Source organism: Pseudomonas sp. ASL9 (genome assembly GCF_056680335.1).
In genome coordinates this window covers 1,852,294-1,871,572 of the sequence record NZ_CM155277.1, presented here as the reverse complement: position 1 = coordinate 1,871,572, position 19,279 = coordinate 1,852,294, and the positions used below count along the sequence as shown (strand labels likewise).

18 protein-coding genes, 1 tRNA gene and 3 pseudogenes are annotated in these 19,279 nt (G+C 55.9%); 8 read left to right on the top strand and 14 right to left on the bottom strand.

Annotated features, from left to right (window positions below):
• Positions 1–219: 219 nt before the first annotated feature.
• The 3 genes from AC1ME2_RS08820 to AC1ME2_RS08810 all read right to left on the bottom strand — a co-directional run bounded on the left by AC1ME2_RS08820 (position 220) and on the right by AC1ME2_RS08810 (position 3,344).
• Entirely contained in the window at positions 220–1,581 is a 1,362-nt protein-coding gene (locus AC1ME2_RS08820; protein WP_480442058.1) for a sensor domain-containing protein, read from the bottom strand.
• Between the two features lie 285 nt (positions 1,582–1,866).
• Positions 1,867–2,436, bottom strand: a complete 570-nt coding sequence (locus AC1ME2_RS08815; protein ID WP_480440492.1) for an N-acetyltransferase family protein — start codon at positions 2,434–2,436, stop codon at positions 1,867–1,869.
• Positions 2,437–2,600: 164 nt separating this feature from the next.
• Positions 2,601–3,344: a hypothetical protein gene (locus AC1ME2_RS08810; protein ID WP_480440490.1), complete on the bottom strand. Its 744-nt coding sequence runs from the start codon at positions 3,342–3,344 to the stop codon at positions 2,601–2,603.
• A 554-nt stretch (positions 3,345–3,898) separates the two neighbouring features.
• On the opposite strand from AC1ME2_RS08810, the gene AC1ME2_RS08805 reads away from it, so the two are divergent.
• The 5 genes from AC1ME2_RS08805 (at position 3,899) to AC1ME2_RS08785 (ending at position 9,175) form a co-directional block, all read left to right on the top strand.
• On the top strand, positions 3,899–4,375 hold the full coding sequence (locus tag AC1ME2_RS08805; protein ID WP_480440489.1) for a WbuC family cupin fold metalloprotein: 477 nt from the start codon (positions 3,899–3,901) through the stop codon (positions 4,373–4,375).
• 248 nt (positions 4,376–4,623) lie between these two features.
• A complete protein-coding gene (gene hflK / locus AC1ME2_RS08800) occupies positions 4,624–5,658 on the top strand; it encodes an FtsH protease activity modulator HflK (protein WP_480440487.1) in 1,035 nt (344 codons plus the stop codon).
• Positions 5,655–6,536: a protease modulator HflC gene (hflC, locus tag AC1ME2_RS08795; protein ID WP_480440485.1), complete on the top strand. Its 882-nt coding sequence runs from the start codon at positions 5,655–5,657 to the stop codon at positions 6,534–6,536. Before hflK ends, hflC begins: the two co-directional genes overlap by 4 nt.
• A gap of 3 nt (positions 6,537–6,539) precedes the next feature.
• Complete coding sequence (locus AC1ME2_RS08790; protein ID WP_480440483.1) at positions 6,540–7,796, top strand: NRAMP family divalent metal transporter; 1,257 nt, start codon at positions 6,540–6,542, stop codon at positions 7,794–7,796.
• A gap of 38 nt (positions 7,797–7,834) precedes the next feature.
• A complete protein-coding gene (locus AC1ME2_RS08785) occupies positions 7,835–9,175 on the top strand; it encodes a TerC family protein (protein WP_480440482.1) in 1,341 nt (446 codons plus the stop codon).
• A gap of 45 nt (positions 9,176–9,220) precedes the next feature.
• Here the strand turns inward: AC1ME2_RS08785 and AC1ME2_RS08780 are convergent, their stop codons facing one another.
• The 3 genes from AC1ME2_RS08780 to AC1ME2_RS08770 all read right to left on the bottom strand — a co-directional run bounded on the left by AC1ME2_RS08780 (position 9,221) and on the right by AC1ME2_RS08770 (position 12,076).
• Positions 9,221–10,936 carry a SulP family inorganic anion transporter gene (locus AC1ME2_RS08780; protein WP_480440481.1) on the bottom strand — a complete coding sequence of 572 codons (1,716 nt, stop codon included), beginning with the start codon at positions 10,934–10,936 and terminating at the stop codon, positions 9,221–9,223.
• On the bottom strand, positions 10,937–11,557 hold the full coding sequence (locus AC1ME2_RS08775) for a ParB-like protein (protein WP_480440480.1): 621 nt from the start codon (positions 11,555–11,557) through the stop codon (positions 10,937–10,939).
• A gap of 267 nt (positions 11,558–11,824) precedes the next feature.
• Positions 11,825–12,076 (bottom strand): hypothetical protein, encoded by a 252-nt coding sequence (locus tag AC1ME2_RS08770; RefSeq protein WP_480440478.1) that lies wholly within the window; start codon positions 12,074–12,076, stop codon positions 11,825–11,827.
• A gap of 231 nt (positions 12,077–12,307) precedes the next feature.
• Here AC1ME2_RS08770 and AC1ME2_RS08765 point away from each other — a divergent pair, with 231 nt between their 5' ends.
• Entirely contained in the window at positions 12,308–13,426 is a 1,119-nt protein-coding gene (locus AC1ME2_RS08765) for a DUF2817 domain-containing protein (RefSeq protein WP_480440476.1), read from the top strand.
• Between the two features lie 74 nt (positions 13,427–13,500).
• Here AC1ME2_RS08765 and AC1ME2_RS08760 read toward each other — a convergent pair whose 3' ends face one another.
• From AC1ME2_RS08760 to AC1ME2_RS08745, 4 genes and pseudogenes are all read right to left on the bottom strand, one after another.
• On the bottom strand, positions 13,501–13,728 hold the full coding sequence (locus AC1ME2_RS08760; RefSeq protein WP_480440475.1) for a hypothetical protein: 228 nt from the start codon (positions 13,726–13,728) through the stop codon (positions 13,501–13,503).
• Positions 13,729–14,007: 279 nt separating this feature from the next.
• A complete protein-coding gene (locus AC1ME2_RS08755; protein WP_480440473.1) occupies positions 14,008–14,316 on the bottom strand; it encodes a DUF2845 domain-containing protein in 309 nt (102 codons plus the stop codon).
• A gap of 56 nt (positions 14,317–14,372) precedes the next feature.
• Positions 14,373–14,537, bottom strand: a pseudogene (locus AC1ME2_RS08750) (IS30 family transposase); the annotation flags it as partial.
• Between the two features lie 586 nt (positions 14,538–15,123).
• Positions 15,124–15,318, bottom strand: coding sequence for a hypothetical protein (locus AC1ME2_RS08745; RefSeq protein ID WP_480440471.1), 195 nt, complete (start codon positions 15,316–15,318; stop codon positions 15,124–15,126).
• A 299-nt stretch (positions 15,319–15,617) separates the two neighbouring features.
• Here AC1ME2_RS08745 and AC1ME2_RS08740 point away from each other — a divergent pair, with 299 nt between their 5' ends.
• Both AC1ME2_RS08740 and AC1ME2_RS08735 read left to right on the top strand, forming a co-directional pair.
• Positions 15,618–16,067, top strand: coding sequence for a carboxypeptidase regulatory-like domain-containing protein (locus tag AC1ME2_RS08740; RefSeq protein ID WP_480440470.1), 450 nt, complete (start codon positions 15,618–15,620; stop codon positions 16,065–16,067).
• A gap of 225 nt (positions 16,068–16,292) precedes the next feature.
• Entirely contained in the window at positions 16,293–16,475 is a 183-nt protein-coding gene (locus AC1ME2_RS08735) for a hypothetical protein (RefSeq protein ID WP_480440468.1), read from the top strand.
• Positions 16,476–16,869: 394 nt separating this feature from the next.
• On the opposite strand, the pseudogene AC1ME2_RS08730 reads toward AC1ME2_RS08735, so the two are convergent.
• The 4 genes and pseudogenes from AC1ME2_RS08730 to AC1ME2_RS08715 all read right to left on the bottom strand — a co-directional run.
• Positions 16,870–17,037, bottom strand: a pseudogene (locus AC1ME2_RS08730) (tyrosine-type recombinase/integrase); the annotation flags it as partial.
• A 269-nt stretch (positions 17,038–17,306) separates the two neighbouring features.
• The gene (locus AC1ME2_RS08725) at positions 17,307–18,053 is read right to left on the bottom strand and encodes a hypothetical protein (protein ID WP_480440467.1); all 747 of its coding nucleotides are present in this window, start codon (positions 18,051–18,053) and stop codon (positions 17,307–17,309) included.
• Positions 18,054–18,542: 489 nt separating this feature from the next.
• Positions 18,543–19,006 (bottom strand): annotated as a pseudogene (locus AC1ME2_RS08720) (integrase arm-type DNA-binding domain-containing protein); the annotation flags it as partial.
• Positions 19,007–19,171: 165 nt separating this feature from the next.
• A tRNA-Met gene (locus AC1ME2_RS08715) sits at positions 19,172–19,248 on the bottom strand.
• Positions 19,249–19,279: the final 31 nt, after the last annotated feature.

The window sequence follows — 19,279 nt, the reverse complement described above, 5'->3', positions numbered from 1 at the left end:
CGGCGCGGAGTGTCTAACCGAGCAGAGTGTGTGATCTTCGCAGACAAAACTGCGCGTCCCGGTCTCTCCTACGGCCTGGCGGGTTGAGGGTGTGCCAGATGGACCGTGTTGTATGGTCTTCGCAGACAAGTCAGCTCCTACAAGGGCTCGGCGTTTGGCTAAAAATTTAATAGCATCTATTCTTTATTTTCAATTAGTTAAAGATTTTGGGGGTATTTTTCAGTCGGTATCGCAGGGGCTGGGCTCGGCTTTTGTGCGGAAGTGATTACCGCCATTCTTTTTCGCGAAGTACATGGCTTCATCGGCATGCTTGAGCAACTGCTTTTCCTCCATGCCGTGTTCGGGATAAAGCGCGATCCCGATGCTCAGCAATGTGCGCAAACTGTGACCGTCCATCTCCAAAGGGTGATTGAGCGTGCGATGGATTTTTTCAGCCACTCGCAAAGCGTCTTCCGGCAACTGGATGTTTTGCAGTAACACCAGAAACTCGTCACCGCCAATGCGCGCGACCGTGTCGGTTTCACGCACACACTGTTTGAGGCGCTGAGCCACTTCTTGCAGCAGCAGGTCGCCCGCTGCATGACCCAGGGTGTCGTTGATCTGTTTGAATTTGTCCAGATCGAGGTAGAGCAGGGCAAACTGTCCTTGTTCGCGCTGCGCAATGGCAAGCGCGACTTGCAGCCGATCATGGAACAGTCCGCGATTAGGCAACTGGGTCAGTGGGTCGTACTGAGCCATGTATTGCAGTCGAGCTTGAAGCTGTTTGCGTTCGATGGCAGTGGCGACCTGGGTGGAGACGAACTGCAAGAGCTCCTTGTCCTTCTCGGTGTAGCGCATGCCACCTGAATAGCTCTTGACCATCAATGCCCCGATGGTGCCCCTGTGTGAATGCAGCGGCACGCCGAGCCAGCACAGCGAGTGGGTGCCAACCACCTCCGGGAAGGAAGACAGCGTCTCGGGGGTCAGGAGCAGTGGCTGGCCGGTGCGAATAACCTCGGCACTCAAGGTGTACGCGACCGCTTGGGGGGAAGGCGTCTGCTCCTGCTCATCCACGTGGTAAGCAAAGCTCAGTTGGTCATTCTTTTCGTCGTACAGCACAACGGAAAAATTCAGCGCGGGCAGCAGTTCGCCAATGATCTGATGAATACGTTTAAACAGGGCGAGTAAATCCTCGGCGGCGTGCGCAGCTTCGGAAATGGAGTACAGGGCAGCCTGCATCAGCTCGGCCTGCTTGCGCTCAGTGATATCACGTGCAACCCCGATCCGCAGTTGATCAACCTCCGACCAGCGGGCTGACCACATGATGTGCACGATTTGCCCATCCTTGCGCACATAACGGTTTTCGAAATGGGGCTTAGGCTGCCCGGAGATGATCTCTTTGGCTGCTTGCAGAGTCCGCAGTCGATCCTCGGGCAGCACCATGTCGAGCATGACCCGCCCCATCATTTCCTCGGGCGTGTAGCCGAAAATGCGTTCACACGCGGCGCTCACAAATACAAAGCAGCCTTGGGCATCAACCACGCAGACAGCGTCGAGCATCAGGTCAACGAAGTTGCTCAACTGCGCGTAGGGTTTTTCCATAAGGAAGCGCATGCCTAGGGGAAATGGAGGGGCCATAACTGACATCCAAGCAGGTAGGCTGCTACAGATAGTGGCCAAAGCAAAGCACGATTTCAATTCGATTTGAAGAGTCCAGTTGTCGAGTGCATCACGCTATCGACAATGGATGACAGTGAGGGGGTCGAACTCGAAGGGTTTCGAGACGAAAGCCCTCCTGAGGGTGGGAGGGCTGAGGGATCAAATAACGGCTGGAACGGGCAGCATGTAACGTTACGTCGGTACTGCCGTGCTATCTGCCAGGGTGTGTTAATTCAATGCGATTTTGTAAATGACCTGACTGGCGTCCATTGGGTCTCGCTGACACTCAAAGCCCAACTGCTTAGTGAGCTGATGCATGTGGGTGTTGCTCGCCGAGTCGATCGATATCATCTGCACAAAGCCATTGCGCCGTGCTGCGTCGAGCAGGTGCTGCATGAGCAACTGACCCATGCCCAAATGCTGCCATTCATCGGCAACCGCCACCGCGCACTCGCATTGTCCCTCTTCTTCCAGCGCCGCGTAACGACTCACGCCTATTTCGATCAACTCGCCGTCTTGATGCGCCAACGCTACGTAAGCCATTCGCTGTTTGCTATCAATGTCCATCAGTTGGTCGAGCAGGGCGGTGCTGGGTTCATTCATGGACCCGAGAAAGCGGAAATGGCGCGACTCCGGGGAGAGCTTTTTGATGAAATTAAACTCTCGATCCCTGTCATGAGGTGCCAAGGGCCTGATCAGGATATGGGTCCCGTTACTAAGCAAATCAATCCAGTGTTCACCTTTGACGCTTGGAAACGCGGCACTGCTGCTGACAGGGCTTTCTGGCGCTATTGTCATGTTGATTCTTCCGTCGCAAGGAGTGGGAGTGTCTTTAAACGTGGCACCTTTGAATCTCTTGTACGCCTTGTAAGGTACTGCCATCTGATCCAGATCAAAAGTCCGTGCTGTGCAGAGCGTCCAGGCTGACAAATGGTGATGACTGCCCGCTCAGTCCTGTCCAGTCACATCGGCAGGGGTGAATTCGGATTGAGATAGGCGAGTGATCGACGTATGCGGTGGGCGAGGGCGCTGTCGGCATGCAGGTTGTGATAGTGAAAGACAGCGGTCGCTCGTACGGCGTCCGCGTCAGCCGGCAGATTGGTGTGCAGCGAACGATAGCCCCAGAACAGATAGAGGTCGCCCGGCTGCATTCGGACCTGGGTGAATTTGTCGGCGTGGTTAGCGTAGTCTTTTGCCAACCGACGCTGTACCCAACGGTTGTCGACGCGCAGCTTGTCGACCAGGTTAAAGGCATAGGTCCGCCGGAGCGGCCGGTGGTTTGGCAGGATGAGCAGGTCGCCGGGATTGTCCGGCATACAGACCGGCATGATCGTTGTCAGCACGAAAGAGTCGTAGTGGAAAATCAGCGATTCACGTTGTCCGCGTTCACCGGTCAGGCAGCGCAGCACTTGATGCAGCCTCTGCTCGGTGGAATGTCGCCCCGTCGCGGTCGTCACGATACGTTTGCACAAGTCGATGAAATTCGGGGAGCCTCCCCACTCGTACAAGAGGGAACCCGCAACGGCTTGCTGCCCGGTAAGGGCGACGTAGTCGTTGCCCGCCGCTGCTACCGTCGCAGCGACGAAGGTCTGCAATTGAGTCAGCTCTGCGCGAGTGGCCCAACCGGGCAGCACGGCATAGCCGTCACTATTGATCGCCTCGATCAGGGCGTTGATCTGTGCATCTGAAAACGTTGTGTATTGCATCGCCACATTCCCGACTCTGTTGAAAGTAGAAGGGTCGTGGGTACGAGCTGATGGCAACGTCGATAACGGCGTTACGTGGCAGCCCATGCTCACGTGGGTAGCGCATGTTGATAATGCCGGCGGGCACGTTTAAGGGTGCGTCGATTCGTTCAGCGCTTGCGAATTGTTCGAGCAATCCATGCCAGTAAGGCGTGTTGTCCTGGAGGACGGATGCCACTGCTGCTTTCCAGGTAACCCGCAATCAGCCGTGCGTCAGTTGCTCTTTGAGATAGCCCAAGTGCATAGCCGTTTTTTGGACGGCCCAAGAGACCAGTGTCTAGCTTAGCAGCTACTACGAATTATGCTGGCTGCATAGAAAACGCACACGTTGTGCCGCCGCTACTCCAGGCGCAAGTGCGCCCGCCCTGGCGGGTCGTTATCGGCAGCAGTGCTGCGGGATGGCCGCCAAGTAATGTCTAATAGCCTCTTTGCACTCCCCCTACAGATGACGCGGCTTTTGTGTGCGCAGACGGACGGGGTCATAATCGCGTTTTTGCCTATATCGGTAACCTCATATGAAACAGATCACCCCGGCTGACCTGGACGCTCTAGGTGCCCAAGCCCAGCAATCTCCACGCCTGCGCGCAAACCGCAACCTGCATGACGAACTGGCTGACCCGATCCAGCGCCTTGCGATCGCCATGGAGCCGGGTACTTACGTACGTGCTCAGCGTCATCCCCACACGTGGGAATTGCTCTATCCCCTGTGCGGTCGGTTTGTCGTGTTGAATTTCGACGACGTCGGTAACGTCACCGAACGCACGGTGCTGGGCGAAGACTGCGCGGTGCTGGAAATCCCTGCGGGTTGCTGGCATGCAGTGCTTTCTCTGGATGAGGGCGGTGTGATCTTTGAGGTCAAGCACGGGCCTTATATGCCCGTTGCCGAAGCAGATTTTGCCTCGTGGTCCGGGGCCGAAGGCAGCCCCTTGGCGGCTACGATTCTAGACGGGTATGCCACGGCGCAAATCGGTCAGCGTCTACCAGGTCTTTAGGGCCCGAGTATCTTTCGGATGGCTGCCTGGCTCATGGGCTGCGAGTGTGGGCCGGGCGACTTTTCCACAGGGGGCAGGTGCAGCAGTGCTTGTTTTTCTGTGGGATGCGTAGCCGCGAGGGGCTCTGTTTTTAACATGATCCATGTCAGTGACGACGGTCAGCTGTTCAGGTATTCTGCGCGGCTTCGGCGCCCACCACCTTTCCCAAAATATGGACCGCACCTCACTTCGCGGACCGGAGCAACTGCATGACCGATATCCCCGTCCCTGTTCCGAGCGAACCCGCCAGCCCGTTCTCCACGCTGCGTGAGCGGATCAACTACAGGGTTGCCATCCTGGACCTCCAGGGTCGCGGTTTTCTGTTGATCGGTGGGCTTATTGCATTGGCATGGGTTATGTCGGGCATTTACAAAGTGCAGCCGGACGAGCAGGGTGTAGTGCTGCGTTTTGGTCGCTGGGTGGACACCACCGCATCCGGGTTGCATTACCATCTGCCCTCTCCCATTGAAGCCGTGTTGCTGCCCAAGGTTACCCAAGTCAATCAGTTGCAGTTAGGCAGCGCCAGCAGTGCCCTGACCACGGGTAATAGCGGTTCACGCGACAAACAGATGCTGACGGGCGATGAAAACATCGTCGAAGCCGACTGCACTGTCTTTTGGCGAATCAAGGACGCTGGACAGTACCTGTTCAAAGTCAGCGATCCAGAGCGCTCGGTGAAGATCATTGCCGAAAGTGCTCTACGCGAAGTCATCGGACGCACGCCGATTCAATCCGCCATGTCCGACAAGCGAGCGCAGATCGCCGATGAAACACGCGAACTGCTGCAACAGCTATTGGACAGCGAGAAGGCTGGCATCTTTATCACACAAGTCCAGCTGCAACGGGTCGATCCGCCGCCGCAGGTTATCGATGCGTTCAACGATGTGCAGCGCGCTCGAGCTGACCAGGAGCGCGCCCGTAACGAAGCAGAAGCCTATGCCAACGATGTGATCCCCCGTGCGCGAGGCGATGCGGCGCGCATCGCCCAGGATGCCGAGGCCTACAAGTCGCAGGTGGGCAACCTGGCTGAGGGCGAGGCCAAGCGTTTTCTGTCTGTTTACAACAGCTACGTGCAATCCAAGGATGTCACCGCCTGGCGGTTGTACATGGAGAGCATGGATGAGGTGCTGAAGAAGGCCTCCAAGGTCATCATCGATTCGTCTGGTAAGGGTATGTCCGGCGTGGTGCCCTATATGCCGCTATCCGACCCAGGCAAGACTGTTCAGAAGGATGCCAAACCATGAACTCCGCGCTCAAATGGCTGACCGCCGGCGTCGGCATCGTTGCGTTATGGGTGTTGGCATCGTCGGTCTATATTGTCGACGAGACGCAGCAGGCGCTAATCATCCGCTTCGGTGCGCCCATGGGCGTGGCCGGTGAGCCCGGTCTGAAGTTCAAGGTTCCGTTCAGTGACTCTCTGGTGTTCTACGACAGCCGACTGCAGACGCTGACCTCGCCGGCCGAACAGATCATCTTGGGCGACCAGAAACGCGTTGAGGTCGAGACCTACACGCGCTTTCGGATCAGCGACCCGCTGCGCTTCTACCAGGCAGTGGGTACGCTGGAACAGGCCAGCGCCCAGCTGACGCAGATGGTCAGTTCTTCGTTGCGGCGCGAACTGGGTCAGGTGACACTACGATCATTGCTGTCGCCGGAACGCCAGCAAGAAGTGGCTACCATCGAGAAGGACGTGGCCAGCAAGGCTGTCGGACTCGGGATCGAAGTGACGGAGGTCCGCCTGCACCGTGCCGATCTGCCCTTCGAGGCCAGTCAGGCGATCTATGACCGGATGAAATCCGAGCGTCAGCGCGAGGCAAAGGAGCTGCGTGCACAGGGCTTCGAATGGGCACAACAGATCCAGGGTAAAGCCGACCGGGACCGTACGGTCCTGTTGTCAGAGGTCCAGCGCCAGTCTGCAATCACTCACGGCGAAGCGGACGCCGATGCCAACCAGATACTGTCGGCCGCGTTTAGCAAGGACCCGGCGTTCTACAAACTGTATCGCTCGCTGCAGACTTACCGGCAGGCGCTGGCAGAGAGCCAGCCAATGCTGGTGCTGACGCCGGACGCTGAGTTCTTGAAGCAATTCCGTACGGGTCCTGCTGCGACCACCGCGAAGTAAAGAATGCACGTCATCGAGCTTCCTTCTGACCACAAAGCATTTCGGCAACGGCTGACACGCTTGTTCGCCGTCATGGGGCCGGGACTGGTCGTGATGCTGGCCGATACCGAGGCCGGTAGCGTGGTGACGGCTGCCCAGAGCGGTGCACAGTGGGGCTACCGCTTGCTGTCGCTGCAATTATTGTTGGTCCCGCTGATGTTCATGGCCCAGGAGCTGACAGTGCGACTGGGGTTGTGCACCGGCAAGGGTTATGTCGAGCTGGTCCGACAACGCTTCGGCCAAGCCGTCGCGATACTGTCCGCAGCGGTGTTGCTGCTGAGCTGCTTCGGTACATTGGTGACGGAGATGAGCGGGCTGGTTGGCGCGGGCAGCCTCTTCGGAGTCCCTGGCTGGCAAATTCTTGTGGCGCTGGTGGTCATGATTCTCGGCATGGTCCTGACCGGCTCCTATCACTCGGTAGAGCGGGTAACCATCGCTATCGGGTTGTTCGGACTTGCCTTTCTGGTGATGGCGGTCAAAGCCCATCCGAACGGTCGCCAGATACTGCACGACATGACTCAAATGCCTCTCACTGACCATGACTATCTGTATCTGGTCGCGGCAAATCTCGGCACCAGCGTGATGCCATGGACGCTGTTCTACCAACAGTCGGCGCTGATCGATAAAGGACTGAACACGGGCCGACTTCGGCTGGCGCGCGTCGATACGTTGGTCGGTACGGTGCTGTGCCAGGTGCTGACTTCCGCGGTGTTGATCGCCGCCGCCGCCACGCTGGGTGCGCACGAGCAGGGTGGAAACCTGGACAACATCGCTCAGATCGGCGATGCGTTCGGCACGCTGATCGGCCCCAGTTGGGGTAAAGCCGTTTTCGCCATTGGACTGTCCGGCGGTGCGCTGGTAGCAACCATTGTGGTCTGCCTGACCGCTGTGTTGGCGCTGGGGGAGGCGATGGGGGTACGCCACTCGCTGGAGCAACACCCACTTGATGCACCTTGGTTCTACGGGCCTTTCGCGGTACTGCTAATCGTCGGCGCGGTGCTGGTGGCCTCGGGTGTCAATCTTATCCGGCTGTCGATTGCGGTCGGCGTGGTTAATGCAATTCTGATCCCGGTGATGCTGTTGTTGCTGTTCTTGCTGGCGCGCAGCGCCTTGCCGGCAGCACATCAATTACGGGGAGGGTACGCGCTTGCTGTCGGCGTCATCTTTGTACTGACCTCAACACTCGGCCTGTATGCCGGCATCGCCGGTTCACTGGGTTGATTTTCATATGAAACGTCTTCTTGCTCGGAAACTGTCCCATGATGTTTGAAGGTTTACTGCACGCGATCGGCATGATCTTTCAGATATCCGTGCTGGACCTGATTTTGTCTGGCGACAATGCGCTGGTGATCGCTCTGGCCTGCCGCGGGCTGCCCGCGAATCAGGTGAAACAGGCGGTGATGATCGGCACTGGCGGGGCCATCGTGCTGCGTGTGCTCCTGACCACGCTGGCCGGGTGGTTGCTGCTCGCTCCCTTTCTCAAGCTCATCGGTGCGGGATTGTTGATCGTCATTGCAATCCGGCTGCTGATCGAGGAGCAGGCGGACGACGACAACAGCCCCGTTGAAATGATTCCGACCACCCTGTCCGGGGCCGTGACGACCGTATTGATAGCTGATTTGGTCATGAGCATGGACAACGTGGTCGGGTTGGCGGCTGTGGCGCAGGGCAGTATTTTCTATCTGGTGCTGGGATTGCTCCTAAGCGTGCCGCTGTTGATGTTTGGCAGCTTGCAGATCACCCGGCTACTTCAGCGCCAGCCTTTTCTGGTCTCGGTTGGCGGCGCGCTGCTCGGCTATGTTGCGGGTGATATCGCCGTCTCCGATCCGGCCGTGGTGGGTTGGGTGAACACCCAATCACCTGCGCTGAACGTGATTGTGCCGCTCCTGTGCGCGGCCTTTGTGGTCCTGCAAGCGCGCATCATCCGCCAGCAGCGCAGGTGGGTTCCCAAGCCAGCACCAAAGCTTCGAAGGGCACCGCCTGCGGAGTCTATACCGACGAGCGTGGACGCCGAAGTCGCTCATGACAGCGTGTTGATCGTTGCCGCCGATGCCCCCAGCGAGACCGTGCACACTGGCGCGACCCACTTTGCGGAATCGTCAGCACCCGCGCGGTCTCCGGTAGACGCCGTTGTGGTACTCGCCAGTGCCGACCCTGTTGAGGCTGAGCCTGAAGCGCCTGCTGTCGCGCGCAGTGTTCCGGCCGCTGTGCCAGACCGTGCGCGTCCCGCCTTCGGCGGGCGTGCGCAGATATTGGTAGGGCTTGGGGCTATCGGTTTAGTGAGCTGGTTTTTGTACAGCTTCATTGGCAGTATCGCTGGCGGCTTGCTGCCCAAACCGGTGGCCGACAGCGCCTATGTTTGCCCAGGCGCCATTGCCACCATCTTCTATCGCCCTGGTGGCAGTACGATCCGCATCGTGACTGGGAACGGAGAAGCGGCCGGCTACGTAAGCCTTGAAGATATTCTCTGGGATAATCCGCCGGTGGCCGCCGTCGACCTTCACCTCACGCCGCCTAACCAGATAGAGAAGACCAGCAACAATGTGGTCACCCTCAGCGGTGGCAGCTTCTCGCAAATCCAGTGTGTACGCGCCCATTAGTTGTCCATCGGGCTTTGATCAGGTTCCGTTTATCAAGGTCTTCGACTAGACGGCCTGTTCGTCGGGAGTCGCGTGCAATGAGCCCGCTTGTGACCTGAGATAGAGGTCTTGCGCAACGCTGACCGCATCATCCACGCTTAACGAACACAGCGTATCGATAGGTAAACCTGGAATCGCCGCGCGAACCAATACCTGTTGCACCCGTGTTTTCAAACGAGCGAGCAGCAAGTGCTTGTTCTGGTTGATGACCGTTTTGCAGAAATCCTGTAACGCCTCCACGCTTGAACTGTCCAGGTCTGGCGACTCCTCCAGGCTGAGGATAACGGTGTGCACACTATCGCCAGCGGCCGCGATATAGTTTTGTACCTGCGCAAACACCCGCTCGGCGTTCGCAAAGAACAGGCCAGTATGTGGGCGCAGAATCAGAACTCCAGGCACAGCTTGTGCCTCTGGATGGAGGGTTTTGCTGACGAAATCATGGCCGTGGTTGAGTTGGCCAAGGATGGTCACCGACGACTCCGACAACCGCCGCAACAGCATCACCAGGCTGACCGCGATGGCTACCAGCAAACCGTCCAGCACGCCCAATAACAGCACCGCCAATACCGCCGCGATAACGACCAGCCGGTCGCGGTGCAGTGTGAAATAAGGACTGAAAACGGATGGCCGAAGCGTATGACTGACGGCGTGCACGACAATAGCCGCGATTATCGGCTCCGGTGTCAGGGCGATGGTCGGCAATAGCGTCGCCACGATGATCAATAGCGTAAACGCAGCAGACCAGCCCGCCAGTCGCGATGACGCACCAGAGGCCTCGCTTGCCGACGTCGCAGAATATCCGGCGCCCACGGGCATGCCGTGGAAGAGTCCGGACACCAGGTTGGCGGCGCCCAGTGCAAGCAAATCCCGGTTGGGGGACACGCTATCACCATGCTTCATCGCAAAACTACGGATCGAACTGTAGGACTCTGCGTAGAGGATCAGCACCATTGCAATACTGAGTTCCCCTGCTCGTAGCCATTCTGCATACGACAGGGCAGGCACTGTCGGTGCGGTCAGTTGCAGGTTGATGGAGCCGACCAGGCCAATGCCATACTGCGACAGATTCAGCCATTCACCGGCAGCAATGCCGATGACAATGACCAGCAGTCCTCCGGGCAGGTGTGGCACGCGGTCAAATAAGAACAGCAGTGCCCACGCGATGATGGCCACTGTCACGGCAGCCCAATTCCACGTTCCCATCTGACTGAACAACTCGATGACGAACCGGAAAAGGTCACTGTGCAGCGGGTGAACGCCGACCACGTTGGCGACCTGCTTGCAAATAATCACGAGGGCGAGGCCAAAGGCAAACCCGCGCAAAACCGGTTTCGCGATAAAGGCCGACATGCTGCCTATTCGCGCAAGGCCCGCGACCGTGAAAAGCAGTCCGGTCAGCAGGGTCAGGGCAACAGCAATGATCAGCCTGAGGGTGTTGTCTGGTCCCGCCATCGACGCAGAGGCGGCTACCAGTACGGCGGCAGATGATGACGTCGCAGAGACAATGGCGAAGCGGCTGGTGCCGATCAATCCGTAACAAATAAGCCCGGCGAACAGGGCAATGACCCCGGCCTGAGGCGCCAGGTTGGCGATGCTTGCGTAAGCGACTGCCTCTGGCAGCAGCAAACCGGCCAGCGACAAGCCGACAATGATGTCCGGCCATGACATCCGGTTGATCAGGTTTGTTTTGGCGGGCCCGGAGAGCGGGTTTGGTGATGACATTTATACCGCCTCGATCATGCCGCACCAGCCTGGCAGGTAACGCGCTTGCTGGGTGCCCGCCATTTTTTTTGCTTTCATCAATGCGCTGCTGAAGTCCTCCTCGATCAAGCTGACGGGGATGCGACTTCGAAAAAAATCAGCCCACAAAAATTCGCTGAATGGCGTGACATCCTTGGAGAAACCCCCGGCTCGGCGCAGTTCACCTGCGAGACTGCGGTACGGGTCGTTGTGCAGGTGTGTCAGGTGCTTGGGGACTGCGTGAAAATCACGCCGCACACCCTCACTGTCGTAGGGATGCACCCACTGGTGGTGATCCATGACACTCCAGAATGCAGCTGGATCCAGGTAAGACAGATCGTTGAGCACCATCACGCTAACCCGTTTGACGTCTTCTTCTAACAAGGCAAGGCCAAAGTGGTGGTGGTCAACGATGTAATACGTGTCTTCGGGGCCGACAATGGCAGGAAACCAATGACTCGCCAGCGCCGCTTTTCGGGCTTTTTTGCCGAGCGCCCCCCATTCTTTGCGCTTCAGCGAAACCTCCAGCTTGCCGACTGTAATCTGGGTCGGGTGGAGCTTTTCGAGCTTTACATCGATAAGTTGAGGGTGGGGGCGGAGCATAAGGTTATCCCATAAACAATGTGAAAAAGGGTTGGGCTCGTCACAAAAAAGTATGCACGGGAATCGCGATTGAACAACCTTAAGCGGGTGTGTTCTCTATTAAACAAACCTGTTGGCTTTATAACCGGATCTGTCCATTTGCCAGGGTTAAGTCCAAGTGCCTCCAGTGTTTGATCCCGGGTTGACTGAACCTTTGCCAATGCTGGCTTGCCCGGCGTTGACCTCAAGTGGCTTGAGAGGCCGCGAGCGCCAGGAATAATGTGCCGATTATAACCATGACTCCACAACACGGCGGTCTAGCTCTTCCAGGTCAGCCATGCCTAGCACTCGGGTTGTGTTGAGTCCGCGCAGGTAGCCCCTCAACTGGTTTGCCGATGCACGCAGATCGTCAGCGCGGGCATTGTCGCTGTGTAGAGCCTCTTCGTAGACGCACAGGTACTCGGCCACTCGGTCGCGGTATTCCGGCAACACTGCCTCGCGGATCAGGTCAAAGGTTCGCAGCTTCTGATGGGTATTCATGGTGTCATCCTTGTTGAACGTGAGGGCTGCTGACTGTGTTGGAGAATCATATTTCAATGTACCTCATGCGGTGTTGCATTCTCGCCCTGTCGTTGGGTAAAACAGGAAAAAGGGGCACTGAATTATTAAACGGACTACCGGGAAAGACGCTCCTGGTCTTCATGAGGTGGAGTATGTTCTGTACGGCCGATTGAAATAGACTTGCTTGCAGATCAATAAGAAGAGGCAGACATGCACACAGACTTTCCAGTACACGCCAGCTACCGCGCGCAACGCGAACAATTTCTGGCGGCGGCAATTGCGGCCGGCGCGAGCCTGACCGAGTACCCGCATCCACTTCCAGGACCGTTCGGCGAGCCCCTGAGTACCGATGTGGCGGTGCTCGGCGATCCTGGCGCAAAGCGCCTATTGGTTATTCTGAGCGGCACCCATGGGGTTGAAGGGTTCTATGGTTCGAGTTGCCAGATCAAATGGCTGCAAGCATTTGGCAAACAACTCCTGCCCGCTGATGTAGCGATAGTGATGATCCACTTGATCAACCCCTGGGGCACCGCTTGGCTACGCCGCGTCAACGAAGACAATATCGATCTGAACCGTAACCACTTGAACTTCGATCTCCCGCTGCCGAGCAATGAGCCCTATGCAGCGCTTCATGAAATCTATGGATGCACTCAATTGCAGGGGCCCCAGCGAGAACGGGCTGATGCCTTGCTCAATGAACAGATTCAGGCGCATGGCTGGCCCACCGTGATGTCGATTGTCGAGGGTGGACAGCACAGCCATCCCGAGGGTCTGTTTTATGGTGGGTTGGCGCCCAGTTGGTCGAACAGGACACTGCACAGAATCATTCGGGAGCATGTGTCGCAGGCCGAAGTCGCCATGTGTTTTGACTTGCATACCGGCGCAGGGGACTACGGTCATCCAATGCTGTTAACGATTGCCCAGACAACCTATCCGGCGTTGGAGGATGCCCGCGCAGTCTATGGCCCTTGGCTGTACACCCTGTTGACGGGCGCGCAGAGCTTGAGTGAGACCGGCATTGCAGCTACGGCCACCGGCTACACTTCACAGGCGCTAATCGATGCGCTGCCCAATGTGCACCTGATGCCTTTCGTCATTGAGTGCGGTACCTATCCCGGGGAAGAGGTTCACCGTCATCTGCGTGATGATCACTGGCTGCACCTGTACGGCGACCCAAGCGATAAGGTAGGGCGGCAGATCAAACTCGATCTTCTTGAGCAGTTCTATCCTGCCGACAGTGACTGGCAGGAGATGGTCTGGCTACGCACTCGACAGATATGGGCGCGGGCATTGTCAGCGCTGCCGACGATAGGCAAACCGGATTGTTGATGCGTCAGGGTGGCGTGTGGTTTTTATACGAAATCGCGATACTTAATCCGTGCTAAAAATTCGAGCTGGGAGGATCACTCCTCTTTACTGCGGACGATCCGCCCAGCTTTTATCTCATCGACATACGCTTTCAATCGGTCAGAATCCTTGTACATGCGATTCATCAGGTGAAGCACGGCAACAACATCCACATCGTTGATTCGCTCGGCGAGCCTGCTAACCTCGCCTGCTGTCCGCTCCAGATTGGAGGCCACGCTACTCAGGTCGCGCTTCAGTTCTTGCGATGATTTCTTGATACCCACGATAACCCCTCTAAAAATTCCTGCCACGCAGGGGGCCAGCTACCGCCCCATGATCGCCTTGTACCGTTTCTGATATTCATCATAAGGCAAGTCCTGTTGCATAACCTTCTGAATTTTGGCGTCTTTGGTACGGCTGGCCATTGGTCGGCCAAAATATATCATCATGAGAGAGTGGTTATTAATCTGTAGTGGGCTTTCGATGAGCTTAAGAAGGGGGCGTTGAATAAGGTCCATACGTGGCTGCGCTACGTAAACGGAGGTTCATTCAGTGATCACCACTTAGTCGCGCTGACTACTGATTGAGGCCAATTTCCCCTCTATAAAGCGTAGATATTGATACATGCCATGTTTAGGTCCATAAACCCAATTTTCAATCGTCGCAGATTGATGCGGGGTTTTTCCATTACTACCCACTATGGATTGTATTACATTGCGATTGTCTGGCTGGCCGCATTTTCTGATTACCTCTGCCATTGTCTCCCTTCCACTTATAATTCCATTATCGCAGCGCATGGATGCCTCTGCATTGAATGTGATAGAAATTAAGAGTGCGCCGCTAATAAGGCCGGTAGTAAGTGTGTTGCGCATAACGTTTAACTCCTGATATTAAAATAGGGCGGTTGCAGGAGTTGAGTGCAACACGGTTATTGAATTGAAGACGGTGCAGCATGACACATACCCATCACCTCAGTAATCACTTCAATCGGGCATTTGAAGCCAAACCGCTTGCGAGGGCGAATATTCATTTGATAAGAGATTGCATCCAACGCTTCCTGACTGTGTACCGACACATCCGTGCCCTTGGTCAGGATTCCCATCGTGCGTCGGTAAGGCTGGGTCATGGGTCGGCCAAAATACCGAAGGCAACAAAAAGCCCGCACAAGGCGGGCTAAATAAATCATCACGAGAGAGTGGTCAGTAATCTGCGCTTTAACCTGTGAAGGCCATGTGAAAGGGATGTCGCAGGAATGAAAAATCCCGGGGCTGATCCGGGCTTGAGTCAGGCTCCCTTATTTGAGTTCTGAGGCCGGGCAATAGCGAAAGGCTTACAAAGCATAGCGGCAATTGGCCCTATCCTCGCTTGCTCGGGCATCGTAATCTGGATTCATCAACTGCAGCGCAGGATGCGCTTCAGGATCACGGATGATCGACCATAGCCTGGGAGGCTACCGACAGGACGTTGGGATGGTCTTGGAAAAACCCGCTACGGCGGGTTTTTGTTGTGCGTGAAAAAAGTAACCTATGTTTTCAGCACAACGCTTCCCCGCCTGCGATAGGCTTCCAGTTAACCAATGGGGGCAGGAAGTGCGGATCGAAACGTCGCTCAACGAAGGCCAAGCGGCCCAGATCGAGGCGTGCTCCCGCGTGCCAGGCACGTTCAGGTGGTTGGTTGGCTCATAGTGGCATCTCGTTTTTGATCCAGTTCAGAGTCGAACGGTGTCGCGGCGTCCAGCCAAGTTCCATACGTTCGGCAAGCGCTGCGCCTATGTCCGAGAATGAGTCTTCACCGTTCTCGATGAAGTAAAACGCACCGGCCGGGGCTTTTTGCAGCACAAGCAGTAACAATTCTGCAACGTCTTCGATGTGCACGTTGGATCAGCGATTGGCGCCTTTCCCGACAATGCGTAGCGCTCCGGTTTCACGGGCGCGGGCAATCAGGAGTGGAAGCTGGAAATTGTGGTCGGTCAGGCCGCCGCCCACGCATTGATTTTTTTGCGGTGCATATGCCACTGACTCGTTAAGCCGCTCGTCGGGCTCAGTAGTTGCTACCGAGCAAACTTGGCACAGCAACTAGACTCAACGTGGGGAGCAGTAGATCGCTGCCATATGATGATCAGAAATACTGCCCATGGCACTCGTTCGGTTCTGGTAACCAAGGAGTATTCATTGTGACAACCGTCCACTCGCTAACCCCTTCAAGCGTTGTCCTTGCCATGCTGTTGAGTTTGTCTCCTGTGGTACTACAGGCCGCCAACGAAGTGCCGATTGATATGTCGGTCGTACAGTTGGTGCCGCAAGAGCAAAACGGCATCACCTATCTGTCCGGTGGCGTTGGCCAGGACGAATCGGAGGCCATCCAGAAAATCAAGGGTTACAACCTTCACATGACCTTTTCCATCGGGTCGAACAATAAGTACGTCAGTGGTGTTGACGTTGTGATCCAGACCCAAAAAGGACGCCAAATAGTGTCGTTGAGTCAGGTCGGTCCCATTGTTTACGTTAAATTGCCGGCAGATAAATATCTCATCATCGCCACCCAGAATGGCCGTGAGACACGAGGCACAGTCGTACTGGAAGGTACATCGACCGGTACGGTGAATCTTCACTGGAAGGAATAGCTCTGAGTTTCCTTATGGGCAAAAAAAAGCCCGCATGGGGGCGGGCTAAAGAATCATTCAATACAATCAGGAGTGTGGTCAAGCGTGCGCCCCACGCCGTGAAGGTGGCGTGAAAGGAATGTCGCAGAAACAAGAAAGCCTGCACTAGGCCCATCAACGAAAAACCCCGCCGAAGCGGGTTTTTTCGATGTAAGTTACTTCAACAGCACTTAGGCGGTGACGTTGATGGTCTCGCCAATGGTCTCCCCGTTGCTGTTCACAGAAGGTGAAGGCGTAGCCGAGGCAGTTGTGCTGCTGGGTGCTGCGTGGCGGTGGCCATGCTGCTTGTGGGCTGCCGTGGTGCTGCTGGCGGTTGTGCTGGAAGTCGCGGATTGCGCAGCTGTCTGGCTCGATGCAGTCGCGGCCTGAGTGGGCGCGGTGGCGGTTGAAATCGAAGCTGAGATTGCACTAATAGACATCGTTACCTCCTGGATACCTGGAAAACCTGCGTGAGTCGCAACGAGGAGCGCAGGTAACCATTTGTAATTTCTGAATTATTTGACCATTCAGATGGGCCTGCTATGGGGTAATCCCGAAGCCGGCCAAAGGTTAACACCGCCGCTTTGACTGATTTGTCAGGGTCATGTCAGGTCTGTGTAAAATTTTGTATACACCGTTCAGTTTGTTTTTTAATCCGTACTTCCAAGTGGTTTATCAGCGTTCCGATGAAGAGCCAGTACCTTGAACTGTTCCTCCGGCGCCACTTCAAACACTGGGTAATGCGACTTGATTAATGCCATCAAGCGGCTCAAGGGCACCACCTGGTCCATCTCGGTTGCTTGTGGCGCAGTTGCCAGGATTTCTGACCGTCAGTCTCTACTCTGAAATACAGGCCGCCAGCATCTAGCTCGCGGTGCTCCTGGGCGTCAGGCTCTAGACCCAAAAGGGTGGTGTCTGATAAGGGACGACGTTCTATGTCAGGGCGCTTTATTTCCTTGTCCCTCCCTAGGTTCATTTTTTAGCAGGGATACACAGGGGATATACGGAGGGGAGAGATACAGCCAGAAACAAGAAAGCCCGCACTAGGCGGGCTTTTTGAATGTTTCATGAGCATCGAACGATGTCACGAAACGTACACGGTCATTTGAACTGGTAGTTCAAGCCCCAGTATTTGCTGGGCGCTTGCGTAGGGTCGTGAGTTAAGCATACACGTGGGCATACTGATGCCTCTTGTAGTGATTTTTGTACTCGCAACCGTGCTCAGGAGGCCTTCCCAGAATCTTTCTTGGGTTTTGGTTGAAGCAGCGTTTGTCTCATCACGCGGTTTGATGCGTTGTCGATTTTGTAGACTGTGTCCTTGACGAGCAGAAATGTGCTCTTCGTATCTGCGACCACCAAATGACCAGTAAGCTTTTCGCTTTTGTCAGTCAGGACGCTGTATTCGTGGGAGACACCGTTGGTTACGTCCATGCCGGTGTCTGAATTTATATTTTCTTTCGCCCTGGCGATGCCGTGGAGAACACCGAGCACTGGCAAGATGAATATGAAGAGTAGCAGCATCCCGACTGTCATTCCTCGTTGGAGGATGTCGCCCATTTTGGTGAAGCGATGCATCAATATGTAGGCAAATGGCACTCCAATCATCATCGCTACCAGTCCGGGTATCGCCGGGCCGATGAAAGGGATGATATTTACCGTGCTCATGATGCCTGCGAACGCGTAGGCGTAGCCGTACAGAAGAAGCGTCGGAGTGCCTAGCTCAAGCTCGCTCGTTCCAATTCCATACTGTTCGTAGTAGGCCGCCAGTTCAAGGTAGCCATACACGATGAGAAGCGCTTGCAGACCTATAGAAAAGTAAACGGCGAGTTTTAGGGCGAGATCCGTATCCACCCCTTGGGCCTTTGCTTCAACCCGATTGCTTGTCGGTGGTGACCCACAACCTGGCGAGGTGATGTTGATCGGGGTGAGCAGCTCCACGCGGATTTTCTTATCTCTGTTCCAGAACACGTTTCTTCCTTGATGCCTATGGGGGAAGGGGCAGAGGATATCCAGTATGCATATCCTAGGGCGAGAAATGTCGCCTGGGACCCTGAGGGTTTTCACCTTGCACGGGGTCGGAAGCCCGCGCCTTTCTGTTAGCGCCTGGTAACCTGGCTTACTGAAATTTCAACATTGAAATTGAAAGAATGTTGCATAGAGAAACGCGTCGTTACTGCATTGGTAAAGGTGATCGGGAGAGTTGCCGATAGTGAAAGCAAGAGCTCCGTCAACTTTGGCAACCACGCCAACCTGTCAACCAACCTAGAATTTCCAGCCGCTAACACGATCCCGCGGGTTTCCGACCCCGTATCGAAGGGAGTTCTGCAGGGGCCCTGCCAAGTCTGGAGCGCTATGCATCGCTGCTACCTTTAGCTGATGGCGTAATCACCTATGGTGTACCCGACTCATCTGTTCGAGGATGCCTTGTCGTTCAAGGCCTCGTAGCAGTTCCATCTACTCCATCGACATAATCGTGTAGAGCGACTACCGAAAGAAGGGAATACATGGCGCTCCAGGGCGCCGATTACTCGCTTAGCGGTGCCAGCATCCCGTCCGCTCAGTCGAGAGGAGTGCTATTCATGGGTCAATGCTTCGAAGGTGTCACTGGCTGCGTCAATGTCGGCAGCCTTTCGGGCCTTCTTGGTCGCGATTGGATTCTTGCCTCCAGAGGCATCGCTGCGTAGCTCTGCTGCTTTTTGTCGAGCAAGCGTGCCGCTTACTTCTGGATACCCACCAAGACCTAACCACGACCATTTACCGTCGGGCTTCTTGTAGCGCAGTTCCCATGACTTCTGGCTGGTTGGCTTGACTCTAAAATATAGGCCAGAGCCGTCGAGCTCGCGGTATGTGCCTGCCTCGGACTCTAGGCTGGAAAGAGTGGTATCTGCGAGAGGACGACGCTTTATATCGGAGCGTTTCATCCTTGTATGCCTCCAGTTCAATGTCTACTAAAGCATACACAGGGGCATACACGGAGCGAGGGTATAAAGTAATACAAGGAGAGATAGCCAGAAACAAGAAAGCCCGCACTAGGCGGGCTTCTTGAATGTTTCATGAGCATCGAGCGATGTCATGAAACAGGTACTTGGTGGCTACACAGGGACTTGAACCCCGGACCCCAGCATTATGAATGCTATGCTCTAACCAACTGAGCTATGTAGCCAAGTGGCGCGCATTATTCGCGGAGAAGGGAT

Bases quoted from the DNA above. Each gene is read 5' to 3' on its own strand.
- AC1ME2_RS08815 (WP_480440492.1), bottom strand. From the start codon at position 2,436: ATGACAATAGCGCCAGAAAGCCCTGTCAGCAGCAGTGCCGCGTTTCCA.
- AC1ME2_RS08790 (WP_480440483.1), top strand. From the start codon at position 6,540: ATGCACGTCATCGAGCTTCCTTCTGACCACAAAGCATTTCGGCAACGG.
- AC1ME2_RS08810 (WP_480440490.1), bottom strand. From the start codon at position 3,344: ATGCAATACACAACGTTTTCAGATGCACAGATCAACGCCCTGATCGAG.
- AC1ME2_RS08820 (WP_480442058.1), bottom strand. From the start codon at position 1,581: ATGGAAAAACCCTACGCGCAGTTGAGCAACTTCGTTGACCTGATGCTC.
- AC1ME2_RS08755 (WP_480440473.1), bottom strand. From the start codon at position 14,316: ATGCGCAACACACTTACTACCGGCCTTATTAGCGGCGCACTCTTAATT.
- AC1ME2_RS08765 (WP_480440476.1), top strand. From the start codon at position 12,308: ATGCACACAGACTTTCCAGTACACGCCAGCTACCGCGCGCAACGCGAA.
- AC1ME2_RS08775 (WP_480440480.1), bottom strand. From the start codon at position 11,557: ATGCTCCGCCCCCACCCTCAACTTATCGATGTAAAGCTCGAAAAGCTC.
- AC1ME2_RS08805 (WP_480440489.1), top strand. From the start codon at position 3,899: ATGAAACAGATCACCCCGGCTGACCTGGACGCTCTAGGTGCCCAAGCC.
- AC1ME2_RS08785 (WP_480440482.1), top strand. From the start codon at position 7,835: ATGATGTTTGAAGGTTTACTGCACGCGATCGGCATGATCTTTCAGATA.
- AC1ME2_RS08770 (WP_480440478.1), bottom strand. From the start codon at position 12,076: ATGAATACCCATCAGAAGCTGCGAACCTTTGACCTGATCCGCGAGGCA.
- AC1ME2_RS08780 (WP_480440481.1), bottom strand. From the start codon at position 10,936: ATGTCATCACCAAACCCGCTCTCCGGGCCCGCCAAAACAAACCTGATC.
- hflC (WP_480440485.1), top strand. From the start codon at position 5,655: ATGAACTCCGCGCTCAAATGGCTGACCGCCGGCGTCGGCATCGTTGCG.
- AC1ME2_RS08735 (WP_480440468.1), top strand. From the start codon at position 16,293: ATGGTCTCGCCAATGGTCTCCCCGTTGCTGTTCACAGAAGGTGAAGGC.
- hflK (WP_480440487.1), top strand. From the start codon at position 4,624: ATGACCGATATCCCCGTCCCTGTTCCGAGCGAACCCGCCAGCCCGTTC.